Annotated in this window: 9 protein-coding genes and 1 tRNA gene; 7 read left to right on the top strand and 3 right to left on the bottom strand. The window is 68.9% G+C overall.

Going from position 1 to position 12,146, the window contains the following annotated elements:
* The 6 genes from GXP76_RS18145 to GXP76_RS18120 form a co-directional block, all read left to right on the top strand.
* Positions 1–980: hypothetical protein (locus GXP76_RS18145; RefSeq protein ID WP_242572586.1), on the top strand; the 980-nt coding region annotated here is incomplete at its 5' end.
* A 263-nt stretch (positions 981–1,243) separates the two neighbouring features.
* Complete coding sequence (locus tag GXP76_RS18140) at positions 1,244–2,341, top strand: 2-aminoethylphosphonate ABC transporter substrate-binding protein (RefSeq protein WP_242572585.1); 1,098 nt, start codon at positions 1,244–1,246, stop codon at positions 2,339–2,341.
* Positions 2,342–2,488: 147 nt separating this feature from the next.
* Positions 2,489–3,268 carry an HAD-IIA family hydrolase gene (locus tag GXP76_RS18135; RefSeq protein ID WP_242572584.1) on the top strand — a complete coding sequence of 260 codons (780 nt, stop codon included), beginning with the start codon at positions 2,489–2,491 and terminating at the stop codon, positions 3,266–3,268.
* 113 nt (positions 3,269–3,381) lie between these two features.
* On the top strand, positions 3,382–4,152 hold the full coding sequence (locus tag GXP76_RS18130; protein ID WP_242572583.1) for a hypothetical protein: 771 nt from the start codon (positions 3,382–3,384) through the stop codon (positions 4,150–4,152).
* 10 nt (positions 4,153–4,162) lie between these two features.
* Positions 4,163–4,831 (top strand): class F sortase, encoded by a 669-nt coding sequence (locus GXP76_RS18125; protein WP_242572582.1) that lies wholly within the window; start codon positions 4,163–4,165, stop codon positions 4,829–4,831.
* A 193-nt stretch (positions 4,832–5,024) separates the two neighbouring features.
* Positions 5,025–6,044 (top strand): glycoside hydrolase family 6 protein, encoded by a 1,020-nt coding sequence (locus tag GXP76_RS18120; RefSeq protein WP_242572581.1) that lies wholly within the window; start codon positions 5,025–5,027, stop codon positions 6,042–6,044.
* An 80-nt stretch (positions 6,045–6,124) separates the two neighbouring features.
* Here GXP76_RS18120 and GXP76_RS18115 read toward each other — a convergent pair whose 3' ends face one another.
* From GXP76_RS18115 to GXP76_RS18105, 3 genes are all read right to left on the bottom strand, one after another.
* Complete coding sequence (locus tag GXP76_RS18115) at positions 6,125–8,077, bottom strand: kelch motif-containing protein (RefSeq protein WP_242572580.1); 1,953 nt, start codon at positions 8,075–8,077, stop codon at positions 6,125–6,127.
* Positions 8,074–10,047 (bottom strand): glycosyltransferase family 2 protein, encoded by a 1,974-nt coding sequence (locus tag GXP76_RS18110; protein ID WP_242572579.1) that lies wholly within the window; start codon positions 10,045–10,047, stop codon positions 8,074–8,076. The genes GXP76_RS18115 and GXP76_RS18110 overlap by 4 nt, the downstream gene beginning before the upstream one ends.
* A gap of 495 nt (positions 10,048–10,542) precedes the next feature.
* Positions 10,543–10,616 (bottom strand) — tRNA-Lys (locus tag GXP76_RS18105).
* A 173-nt stretch (positions 10,617–10,789) separates the two neighbouring features.
* On the opposite strand from GXP76_RS18105, the gene GXP76_RS18100 reads away from it, so the two are divergent.
* Positions 10,790–12,136 (top strand): peptidoglycan-binding protein, encoded by a 1,347-nt coding sequence (locus GXP76_RS18100; protein ID WP_242572578.1) that lies wholly within the window; start codon positions 10,790–10,792, stop codon positions 12,134–12,136.
* The last annotated feature ends 10 nt before the right edge of the window (positions 12,137–12,146 follow it).

Raw genomic sequence — 12,146 nt, 5'->3', positions numbered from 1 at the left:
AGCAAAGGCATCCCCCCATGCGATCCATGCGACTGCGCCCCGTCCTCGTCCCCGGCATCACCGGAATCATCGGCGTCATCGGAGCCACCGGTGTCGTGGCCGTCGGGACGATCGTGCCCACGGTGCTGCCCGCGACGGCCGCGACGGCCGCGACCGCCGCGGTGCCGGACGACGACGCGAGCGCGGGCGTGGGCGCGGGGGACGGGCCGGGCCCGGGGCCCGGCGCCGACCGGCAGCCGAGCTGCGGCAGGGCGTCCGATCCGGACTTTCCCATCGACACCCACATCCACGGCGGCCCGGACGAGTACCGCCCCGGCGGTCCGCCACAGTCCTGGTCCATCGATCTCACCAACAGCACCGACGAGGCGTGCCACAACATTCACCCGGTCATCGTTCTCACCGACCGGCACCGCTCCCTCACCGCGGCCCAGGTCCGCCTCCAGCTCACCGACGACAAGGGCCGCTGGCGGACCATGTCGCTGGAGAAGTCGGACGAGGACGAGACCATCGCCGTCCTCGAAGGCGGCTTCTCCGGCTACGCGGTCCCTGGCCGGCAGACCGTCACCGTCCGCGCGAGGCTTGCCTTCACGGCCGCCGCCGCCACCAACGAGGTCGTGGCGAACGCGGCGACGGTGCAGCGCCGTGGCGGCGACGGCGACTGGGTGGGGGAGTCGAACGACTACCACTTCTCCGTACGCGGCAAGGGTGTTGGGGAGAAGGGTGGGGGGACGGACCGCGACACGGAACTCGGCACCGGCACCGGTGAACCGAGCCGTACCACCGGCACCACCCCCGCCCCCGCACAGACCTCCGCCCCCAACTCCGAAGAGGGCAAGGACTCTTCGCCTCCCCTCGGCATCGGCGCACTCGCCGACACCGGTTCCGGATCCCTCGCCGGCCCCGCGATCGCCGCGGGAGTGTTCGTCGTCGCCGGCACAGCCCTGATCGTCGGCCTCCGCCGCCCGCGCAAGCGCCGCTGAGCCTGTCTCGAATTCCCGGTACGGGCGCTGTCAGGGCGCCCGGTGAGCGGTACTCTCATGCTCGTCCTGGGCCTGAACGAAGCGATTCTGGAGTCCGACCACCCCCGCGACCCACGAAGTCGCGTGCGTGGTCCTCGACATCGCCATTTCCGCGGGTCCCTATGTGATCTACGGGTGGTGAGCGGGCGTGTCGGTGCACAGAGGTACGGGGCACAGCCCGGCCCCGCCCCGAGCCACCCCCCGCTAGGAGATTACGAGCCGTCATGCCCAGCAACCCCCTCAACTCCCGTAACGCCCTCACCTCCAGACGCTGTCGCACACCGCTCACGGCCGTCGTCGGCAGCCTCGCCCTGACCGTCTCGCTCGCCGGATGCGGCGACGGCTCCGACGCCTCCGGCGAGAAGACCGTCACCGTCTACAGCGCCGACGGGCTCAAGGGTGTCGACGGCGACGGCTGGTACGACGAGGTCTTCGCGGACTTCGAGAAGGACACCGGCATCAAGGTGGAGTACGAGGAGGGCGGTTCCGGCGAGATGGTGGACCGGGTGGTCCGCGAGAAGAACGACACCCGGGCCGATCTCATCATCGCCCTGCCGCCCTACATCCAACACGCGGAGCGCAAGGGGCTGTTGGCGTCGTACGACCCCAAGGGCTCGGACCGCGTGCACGGTTCGGTCAAGTCCGTCGACAACCGATGGACGTCGGTCGTGAACAACTACTTCGGCTTCATATACAACAAGAAGGAACTGACGGATCCTCCGGCCACCTGGGAGGAGCTGCTGGACGCCAAGTACAAGGGCAGGCTCCAGTACTCGACCCCCGGAGTCGCGGGCGACGGGACGGGCCTGCTCATCAAGGCCATGAACGACTTCGGCGGCGAGAAGCCCGCGATGGAGTACCTGGCGAAGCTCGAAGAGAACAACGTCGGCCCGACCCCCTCCACCTTCAAGCTCGCGCCCAAGGTCGACAAGGGCGAGATCCTCGTCGCGAACGGCGACGTACAGACCAACTTCGAGCAGTCCAAGAGCCTGTCGAACATCGCCATCTGGTTCCCGGCGAGGGAGGGCGGCAAGCCGACCACGTTCGCCATGTACTACGGAGCCGGCCTCATGCAGGACGCCCCGCACAGCGCGAACGGCAAGAGGCTGCTCGACTACATGCTGACCGAGAAGGCCCAGAGGCAGGTCAGTGGCATCGGCGGCGGCTTTCCCGCCCGTACGGACATAAGACCCACCGACGAGAACGCCATCGAACTGGCCGGGCTGCTCGACGGCGTCACGCTCTTCGAGCCCAACTGGGAGAAGATCGAGCCTGGCCTCGACGGCTACGTCGCCGCCTGGAAGACCGCCACCGGCAACTGACAGGGGCGGCGGCACCGACCGCCGCACCCCGACCGCGCCTCCCTGGGAGCCGCGATCACCGGTACCTGATTAGGCTGGAGTCGCCGAGCGGTACGGAGCAGTGCCCGCGGCGCCACCAGCACACTGCGTACGGCAGGAGTCCGTCACATGTCAGAGCGCAAGCCGATCGAATCCTGGCTCACCGACATGGACGGTGTCCTCGTCCACGAAGGCATCCCCATCCCCGGTGCCGAGGCGTTCATCAAGCGCCTCCGGGACTCCGGCAAGCCCTTCCTCGTCCTCACCAACAACTCCATCTACACCCCGCGCGACCTCCAGGCCAGGCTGTCCCGGATGGGTCTCGCCGTGCCCGTGGACAACATCTGGACCTCCGCGCTCGCGACCGCCAAGTTCCTGGACGTCCAGCGCCCCGGTGGCACGGCGTACGTCATCGGCGAGGCCGGGCTCACGACGGCGCTGCACGACATCGGCTACATCCTCACCGACCACGACCCGGACTATGTGGTGCTCGGTGAGACGCGCACGTACAGCTTCGAATCCCTCACCAAGGCGATCCGGCTGATCAACGACGGCGCCCGCTTCATCTGCACCAATCCCGACGAGACGGGCCCGTCGGCCGAGGGGCCGCTGCCCGCGGCCGGTTCCGTCGCCGCGCTGATCACCAAGGCGACCGGCAAGGCCCCGTACTTCGCGGGCAAGCCGAATCCGCTCATGATGCGGACCGGGCTGAACGCCATCGGCGCGCACTCCGAGACCAGCGCGATGATCGGTGACCGGATGGACACCGACGTCCTGGCCGGGCTGGAGGCCGGGATGGAGACCTTCCTCGTACTGACCGGTCTGACAAAGCCGGAGGACGTCGACCGCTATCCGTTCCGGCCCTCCACGATCGTGGACTCGATCGCCGATCTGGTGGATCTGATCTGACCTGATCTGACGGAATAATCGCAGGTCATGGCGGTCTGCGAAAGTTTTCCAGGCCCGCTGCGGATGCGGGATCCGGCCAAAAGCGTGAGGCTTCCTTCATCAGGAGGTTCACGATGCGTTCAGGCTTGCTCACGTTGCGTGCCGCAGGGCTGGTCGCCGCCATGGTGGCGGTCCCCGTTCTCGGTACCACCGCCGCCGGCGCCCACGACTCCGTGAAGGCGACGGTCACGCCGTCACCCGTCCGCCCCGGCGGCGAGGTGAAGATCAAGGTCAGTGGCTGCGAGGACCCCGGCGCGGGGGCGGCGCGGTCGGACGTCTTCGTCGCCGACTCCGAACTCGGATCCCGCCGGGGCGGCGACGACCGGACGTCGCCGCTGGAGGGCGAGGCGAAGGTCAAGTCGTCGGTGAAGGACGGCAGGTACGCGGTCGACGTCTGGTGCGACGGGCACGAGCACCGGCGTGCGGCCGTCTTCGAGGTGGACCGCGACCCGAAGCCGAAGCCCAAGCCGAAGCCCTCGGCCAAGACCTCGGCTTCGGCCTCCGCGAAGCCGAAGCCCAAGCCCAAGAGCTCGGCCACGGCGTCCGCCAAGGCTTCCGCGAAGCCCGAGTCGAAGCCCGAGTCCAGGACCGAGCCCGCGCGGACCGGCCGGCAGCCCCGGTCCTCTCCGTCCCAGTCCCACGCCGACCCCGGCGACCACCGGGCCTCGCCCGTCGCTCCCGTGCGGGCGGGTGGTGGTGGCCGGACGGTCGGTACCGCCGCCGACGAGGCCGGTCCCAGCACCCCGCACACCGTGATCGGGCTCGTCCTCGCAGGCGTCGCCGCCGTGGCCGTGGCCATCCGCAGCGCGCGCCGGAAGCGTTCCGCCGCGCGGGACTCCGACTGAGACGGCTGAGATGTCCGACACCGACCGCCGGACCGGATCCGGCCGACTGCTGACCGGAGCCGCCTTCGCCGCCCTGCTGCTCGGCCTCTGGGGCTGGGGCCCCGACTCCGTCGTCGGCACCTCGGGGCCCATGACCGGTGACATCGCCGCCGTCGGCCGCCCGGTGGGGGAACGCCCGGTGGCCCGCGACCCGTTGGAGCCCGCCGATCCGCGCCGCGTGGATGTTCCCTCCGTAGGGATAGGGGCGCCGGTCGTCTCGCGCGGTCTGGACGTCACCGGGGCGGTCGAGCCGCCGCCGTACGAGGAATCGGGGACGGTCGGCTGGTACGAGGGCGGCGCCCGGCCCGGTGCCACGGGCACCGCGCTCCTCGTCGGCCATGTAGACACCCGGACCGAACCGGCCGTCTTCTACGACCTGAGCGCGGCCCGGCCCGGCGAGAAGGTCCGGGTGACCCGGTCCGACGGCTCGGTCGCCGAGTTCACCATCGACGACGTACGGGTCTACTCGCGGGAGAAGTTCGACGCGCGGAAGGTGTACGGCCCCCACGAGCCGGACCGTGCCGAACTGCGGCTGATCACCTGCGGCGGGACCTTCGACCGCGAGAGGCGTACGTACACGGCGAACGTGGTGGTCTCGGCGTACCTCACCGATGTGGAGGAGGCGCGCCACGATGGCTGATCCGGCCGCCCCGGAGCCTCCCCACGGCCCCGCTGTCACAGCTCGCGCACGAAGGCGAGCGGTCGGCGTTACGGCCGCGGGCCGTATGCCAGGATGGATTCGACCGGTCTTGTCCGGGCAGGCGGGCGGCAGGCAGGGCAGGAGCGGGGCGCCTGGGGGGCGGCACCGACGAGCAGGTACCGAGGGGGAGTGGATGCACGGCAGTAATTCCGGTCGCGGTCTTCGAGTGACGGCGTGCGCGGCGGCCGCGGGAGCGGCACTGCTCGTCGCGGGCTGTTCCTCCGGCGGCGAGGACAAGGGCGAGAAGAACCCGGCCACGAGCCAGCAGCCCAAGGCGACCGACCCGTACTGGGTCAACCCCGACGGCAACGCGGCCAAGCAGGTCGCCGACTACACGAAGGACGGCGACGACGAGAACGCCGGCCTGATCAAGAAGATCGCCGCACAGCCCGTCGGTGAGTGGATCGGCCCGGACAACCCCGAGCAGGAGGCCCGCGGTTACACGGAGGCCGCCGCCAAGGCCGACCGGGACGCCCTGCTGGTCCTCTACAACGTCCCGCACCGCGACTGCGGCCAGTTCTCCAAGGGCGGCGCGGCGGACGGCAACGCCTACCGGGACTGGGTCGACAAGGTCGCCAAGGGCATCGGTGACCGGCGGGCCACGGTCGTCCTGGAGCCGGACGCGCTGCTGCACCTGGTGGACGGGTGCACGCCCGAGGAGTTCCACGAGGAGCGGTACGACCTGCTGAAGGGCGCCATCGAACGGCTCAAGCAGCAGCCGGCCACCACCGTCTACCTGGACGCGGGCAACGCCGGCTGGCAGTCGCCCGACGCGCTCTTCGAGCCGCTCCAGTGGGCGGGCATCGACAAGGCGGACGGCTTCTCGGTCAACGTCTCCAACTTCTTCCCGACCGACGTGAGCCAGGAGTTCGGCAAGAAGCTGTCGGCGAAGGTCGGCAACAAGCCGTTCGTGATCGACACCAGCCGCAACGGCAACGGCCCCTACACGGAGGGCGATCCGGCCGAGAACTGGTGCAATCCGCCCGGCCGTGCGCTCGGTGAGCCGCCGACCACGAAGACCGGTGACCCGCTGGTGAAGGCGTATCTGTGGGTCAAGCGCCCGGGGGAGTCGGACGGCGACTGCAAGGGCGGGCCCAAGGCGGGCGACTGGTACCCGGAGTACGCCCTGGAACTGGCGCGCAACGCCAAGTAGCGGGCGGCGACCGAACGTTGAGGCCCCCGGCGTGAGCCGGGGGCCTCCGTGTTCGTCGTGCGTATCAGGCGTATCAGGCCCTACGGGACCTCGACCCACTTGCCCTCGGACGGTGTCCCCTTGTCGTCCGTCACGAAGAGCATGTACCAACCGGCGGGCACCAGCGCCTTGTTCTTCGGCACCGTCACCTCGATGCCGTCGTCCGTCTTCTCCAGGTCCAGGGCGATCGACCGCTGTTCGACGTCCGTGACATGGGTGACGGCGCTCGGCCGCAGCAGCTTCGCCGACTTGATCGACGCGGCGTCCTTGGTCGTGAAGGCCCCGGACTCGCCGTGCTCGATCCGCTTCGGTCCGTCGGTCAGCGCCGGCTTGGAGTCCCGGAAGAGGTACGGCGGGGTGTAGATCTCGATCCGCTGCTCGAAGACGCCCGGCTTGGTGTTCGCCTTGTCGGCGTAGAGCGAGTCGGAGCCGAAGATCATGACGCGGCCGTCGGGCAGCAGGAGCGAGCCCGAGTGGTAGTTGCGGCCGACCTGAGGATCGGCGACGCGCTTGTACTCGCCCGCCTTCGGGTCGTACATCCGCGCTTCGAGGATGTTGGAGCCGCTGCGGCCCCGGTAGTCCTCGGCGCCACCCGTGACCAGCACCGAGTCGTCCGGCATCAGCGACGCGCTGGGGTAGCGGGTGCCCTTGTCGAGCGCGGCGCCGTCCTTGAACTCCGGCTTGTCGTCCTTGAGATCGACCAGCCGGGACTTCTCGCTGGACTTCTCGGACTCACCCACACCACCACCGCCGATGACCATGAACTTCTGGTCCTGCGCGGGCGGCAGCATGACGGTCGCCGACGTCTCCATCGTGTCGGCGTCGCTCAGGCCGGGGATCTTCTGGAACTTGTTGGTGTCCAGGTCCCAGATGCCGGGCTTGCGGCCGACGTCGGCGGGGCCGTATCCGGCGTTGGAGCCGCTGTAGAACAGCTTGCCGTTGTCCATCAGGAAGATCGCCGGGTAGGTGGGAAACTTCCTGATGATCCCCGTGTACTCCCACTCCTTGGTCTCGGGGTCGTAGATCTCGTCCTTGCCCGGGACGATCTGCCCGATCTCGTCGAGGCCCGAGAGCGCGAGGACCTTGCCGTCCTCCAGCGTGGTGAGTGTGGGATACCAGCGGGCCTCGTTCATCGGGTCCACTTTGATGTACTTCTCGGCGACCGGGTCGAACTCGAAGGCGTCCTTGATGCCCTGGAAGTCCTTCTTGTCGAGCGCGAGCTTCTGCGCGATGCCGTAGACGTTACGGGCGTCGGCGCCCTTCATGCCCTGCACCCGGTAGTTGTCCTCGGTGCCGGTCTCGTACTTCTTCCCGGTCTTCCGGGCCTCGACGTAGATACGGCCGAGGCCGGGCTCGGTCCGCAGGAAGGCGCCGGTCGCCGGGTCGAATATCTTCTTCGCCTTCTCGACCAGCACCGGGTCCTTGGACTCGAAGGTCTTGCCGTTCTTCTTCCCGGTGAACATCGTGCCCGCCGGCAGCGTCATCGGCTTGTCTGGGTCCTCGTTGTGGACCACCATCAGGCCGCCCGCCTTGGTGGCGTCGCCCTTGAGCTTCTCGTACCGCTTCGTGCCCCCCGCCACCAGCAGCTTTCCGTCGGGCAGCTGGGTGTGCCCGGCACAGAACATGTCCTTGGGCGTCGGGATCATCTTGAAGTCGTTCGTCGCCGGATCCCAGAGGACCGACTCGAACTTGTTCGCGTCGAAGTTCTTCTGGTTGTTGCCCGACCCGGCTATCAGCAGCACCTTGCCGGTGTGCAGCAGCGACGCGTGAATCGAATTGATCTTGAATTTCGACGGGATGTCGAGAAAGTCCCAGTGTCCGTTCGCGGCCTTGTAGTCGGGCCGGTTGATCTTGTAATCGTGGTACTGCTCCGAACCGAACCGCCACATCGCCGGCCCGTTCATCCCGGCCACCACGACGACCACCGCGGCGCCTATCGCCAAGCGGCGGGCCCGGTTCTTGCGGTGGTTCGGCCGGACGGGAAGCGCGCTCATTGCTTAGGTCCCCCAAGGGAAATCTGTACGGTCTGGTCGAGGGCCCCGGGGGGCGCCTGCGGCGGAATCTGCGAGGTCTGGGAGGTCCCCGGCACCTGGGGCGGGGACCCGGAGGCCGACGGGGATTTCGGCGGCGTACCCCCGCCGCCCCGGTGCGCCCCGTGCTTCCGGCGCTTCTTCTTCTCCGCGCGCATGCCCAGTCGCCAGACGATGATCGGCGACGCCGTGATCAGCAGTGCCAGGGAGGCCCAGGTGATCATCGCGGGATGGTCGTGTCCGAAGAAGAAGGACGAGACCAGCGATCCGGCGAAGACGAGGATGAAGAACAGATGGATCCGGAACGTCCCGAACAGGGTGTCCGGACTCGACGAGTCGCCCTTGGGTGTCACCACGAAGCCGCTCTTGCGCCGCAGTACGGCGTCGAGCAGCGAGCGCGCGTAGACCGGCGCGGAGAGCGCGGACATCGCCATGCCCGCGAGACCGCCGGACCCCTCGGGCTCGTGCGGCGAGACGTTGTGCCGCCGGTTCCAGATGTAGAGGCCGATCTGGAGGGCCGACGCGTTGCCGTACAGCATCATCCAGATCGCCGGGTCGATCTGCACACCCGAGGCCCCCATACCCAGGAACAGCGCACAACTCAGCGCCGCCAGGATCCAGTTGAGCGCCGACATCGGGTAGAAGATGATCATCATCGTGTAGTTGAAGAGCTTGCCGGGCGGCAGCGTGGTGAAGCCCCTCCAGTACTGCTTGAGAATCGTCTCGTACGTGCCCCGCGACCAGCGCAGCTGCTGGGTGAAGAAGTCCGTCCAGGCGGTCGGGCCCTCACCGACGGCGAGCACGTCCGGGGTGTACACGGAGCGCCACTTCTTGCCCGTCCGCGGATTCCTGGCGCGGTGCATCTCGAAGCCCGTCGCCATGTCCTCGGTGATCGAGTCGTACAGCCCGCCGATCTGCTTGAGCGCCGAGATCCGCACGGCGTTGCTCGTGCCGACGAACATGGGTGAGCCGTAGCGGTTGCCCGCGCGCTGGATCAGCGCGTGGAAGAGGAACTGCTGCGACTCGGCCGCCTTGGTGACGAACGTGTCGTAGTTGCCGTAGACCTGCGGGCCGATGACGAAGCCGACGTCCGGGTCGCGGAAGTAACCGAGCATCCGCTCCAGGTAGTTGGCCATCGGGACATGGTCGGTGTCGACGGAGGCGAAGAAGTCGTAGTCGTCCCCGTGCGCGTCGAGCCAGGCGTTGTAGTTGCCGTGCTTGGTCTTCGCGCGGTGCGCGCCCTTCGCCTGGTTCCACTTCGCCACGCCCTTGCGGGAGAAGTGGTGCACACCGAGCCGGGCGCAGACCTCCTTGACGGCGGGGTCGTCGCCCTCGTCGAGGAGCCAGACGTGCAGCAACCCGCGGTGGCGGATCCTGACCGCCGCCTCCAGTGTCTTCGTCACCATTTCGAGGGGCTCCTTGCCCGGCACGAAGGAGGTGAGGAAGGCGACACGGGTGCCGCTCGCGGGTACGACGGGGACCGGGTCACGGGCCACCAGCGTCGCATGCGCGTTCGACAGCACGTTCATCGTGCGGAACAGCTCGATCAGTCCGATCGAGACCAGCATCACGATGTCGAGGACGAGCAGGGTGTCGTTCTTCAGGTTCGGGTCGCGCTCGGTCCAGTGCTGCGGCTGCATCAGCCAGGCGAAGAGCCCGAGGGAGAGGAGCGGGGCGGCGCCGAGCAGCAGGGCGGCCCGGATCCGGTGCGGCTCCTGCGAGAGCAGTGAGCGGTACTGCACCTTGTACGGCTTGTTCGGGTCCGGCTGGGTGAGCGGCCCGGCGAGCCGGCTGTAGTGCTCGTAGTCGTACCTGGGCAGTTCGGCCTTGGGCCGGAGCCGGGCTCTGGCGTTCCTGAGCTGCGAGGGAACCCGGAGCTGAGTGGTCCGGGACGCGTCGTTGTTCGGCCGCTCGCCGTTCGGCGTCGACGTCATCAGTCATCCCCCCGCACGCATGCTGGCTGCGTGATTGGTCGGTCGGTTCGTCCGGAGACGGCCCCCGCAGACCACCCGTCCCGGACATGTCGGTGGCGGGCCGCCCGGTGGTGGCCCGCCTGGTCGCGCACCGCCCTCAGTACAGACACGCATCGGGACCTTCCGGTTGCATGACGCCGTTTGCGGCATCGGACCATGAACGGGGCCCCCACCCCGCTCGGTATGCAAACCGGAGCAAACTCTTCTGGTGCCCCAACTACGAGGAACGCATGCTTCCTTGGGCGCTTCGGCTTCAGGATAGGTTCTACGACCCCAGCCATGATCGCAAGAGTGAAAGATGCCGGTTGGGTGTTATATGACCCCATTGGGGGTCTGTTGGAGGTGGAGCTGTGGCCGGACTGTGAAGTTGCCGCGAAGGCCGCCGCTCCCGGGGCGGTGAAACCGGGGAACGACCGAGGCCCCCTCGTGTGATCACGAGGGGGCCTCGGCCTTGCGTGCGCCGCCAGGGACTCGAACCCCGGACCCGCTGATTAAGAGTCAGCTGCTCTAACCAACTGAGCTAGCGGCGCCTGCTGACCTGGAGAACTCTACCCGACGCTCCGGAGTGCTCCCGACCATTTGATGAGTGATGCGGCCTGTCGGATAGTCGTTTTTTACCTTTGATCCGTCAAAGTGTGATTAGTCAGGACTGTTGGCTCCTGGTGTGCACGGTTCAGCATCTTGTCGAGTGTGGAGGGTTCGCATGAACGCACCTGTCTTCGAGGAGTACGAACCCGCTTGCGACTGCCCCTGTGGCGGATGCGCCGAGCAGCGCCGTCGGCTGGCCCGGGGCCTGTCCCCGCGCGCGGGCGGCCACCCTGCCGCACACGGCGCGCGCCGGGCCCTGGTCCTCGCCACCGCGGCCGGTGTCGCCCTCGGCGGCACCGGCGCCGGCGCGGGCGAGGCCGTCGCGGACGGCGGCGCCCGGCCGGCGCTCGGCACCGCGCGGGCCGACGGGGCCGCGCCGTCGCTGGTGGCGCGACCGGATCCCCAGACCCCGCAGGGGGTGAGCGGCCCGCTGCGCCGGCCCCCGTCGGCGGGACCGTCGAAGACCTACTCGGTCGACACGCTGCGCAAGACCAGCCGCGCCGACATCATCAACCGCGCCAAGCGGTGGGTGGACGCGAAGGTGCCGTACTCCATGACCAAGTACTGGTCCGACGGCTACCGCCAGGACTGCTCGGGCTATGTGTCGATGGCCTGGAACCTGGACGGCAACGAGTGGACGGGGAGCCTGTCGCGCTTCGGTACCCGGATCGACCGGAGCGACCTCCAGCCCGGCGACATCCTGCTGTTCCACAACCCGTCCGACCCCACCAAGGGGTCGCACGTGACGATCTTCGGCGGCTGGACCGACTACACGCACGACCACTACCTCGCGTACGAGCAGACGAGGCCGAACACCCGTGCGCTGTCCACGCCGATGGCGTACTGGAACAATTCGGCGAATTACGTGGCGTACCGCTACAACGGTGTGACCGGAGGAACCGGTGGCAGCCCGGGGGACACGTCGGCGACGGCGGCCTTCCCCGGTGCGAAGTCCTTCGGGACCGGCGAGGACAACGCGCATGTGACGCGGCTCGGCGAGATGCTCGTCGGCCGGGGCGGCGGGCGCTTCTACGAGGTGGGACCCGGACCTCGCTGGAGCGAGGCCGACCGGCGTGCCACCAAGGCGTTCCAGCGGGCGCAGGGCTGGCGGGGCGCGGAGGCCGACGGGCTGCCGGGTCCGGACACCTGGCGGTACCTCGTCAACGGGCTCGGCAAGGACATCCCGGCCGCCGGGGCGGCCGGCTCTCCCGGCGCGAGCGCACGGCCGGCGTTCCCCGGGAAGGACCGGTTCCGTCCGGGCCGGTCGAACTCCCACGTCACCCAGCTCGGCAAGCGGCTGGTGAAGCGCGGCTACGGCCGGCACTACGTCTCCGGCCCCGGCCCGAGGTGGACCGAGGCCGACCGGCGCAACGTCGAAGCCTTCCAACGGGCGCAGGGCTGGCGCGGCAGCGCGGCCGACGGGTACCCCGGCCCCGAGACTTGGCGACGACTCTTCGCATGACGACGGAGGC

Origin of the sequence: Streptomyces sp. NP-1717 (genome assembly GCF_022695985.1) — a bacterium.
GTDB lineage: Bacteria > Actinomycetota > Actinomycetes > Streptomycetales > Streptomycetaceae > Streptomyces.
Note: the sequence above shows the minus strand (reverse complement) of the source record. Positions and strands in the feature narration are given on the sequence as shown.

What these genes read in the sequence shown, in the direction of transcription:
- GXP76_RS18125 (WP_242572582.1), top strand. Translation starts at nt 4,163, where the DNA reads ATGTCCGACACCGACCGCCGGACCGGATCCGGCCGACTGCTGACCGGA.
- GXP76_RS18100 (WP_242572578.1), top strand. Translation starts at nt 10,790, where the DNA reads ATGAACGCACCTGTCTTCGAGGAGTACGAACCCGCTTGCGACTGCCCC.
- GXP76_RS18135 (WP_242572584.1), top strand. Translation starts at nt 2,489, where the DNA reads ATGTCAGAGCGCAAGCCGATCGAATCCTGGCTCACCGACATGGACGGT.
- GXP76_RS18115 (WP_242572580.1), bottom strand. Translation starts at nt 8,077, where the DNA reads ATGAGCGCGCTTCCCGTCCGGCCGAACCACCGCAAGAACCGGGCCCGC.
- GXP76_RS18120 (WP_242572581.1), top strand. Translation starts at nt 5,025, where the DNA reads ATGCACGGCAGTAATTCCGGTCGCGGTCTTCGAGTGACGGCGTGCGCG.
- GXP76_RS18140 (WP_242572585.1), top strand. Translation starts at nt 1,244, where the DNA reads ATGCCCAGCAACCCCCTCAACTCCCGTAACGCCCTCACCTCCAGACGC.
- GXP76_RS18110 (WP_242572579.1), bottom strand. Translation starts at nt 10,047, where the DNA reads ATGACGTCGACGCCGAACGGCGAGCGGCCGAACAACGACGCGTCCCGG.
- GXP76_RS18130 (WP_242572583.1), top strand. Translation starts at nt 3,382, where the DNA reads ATGCGTTCAGGCTTGCTCACGTTGCGTGCCGCAGGGCTGGTCGCCGCC.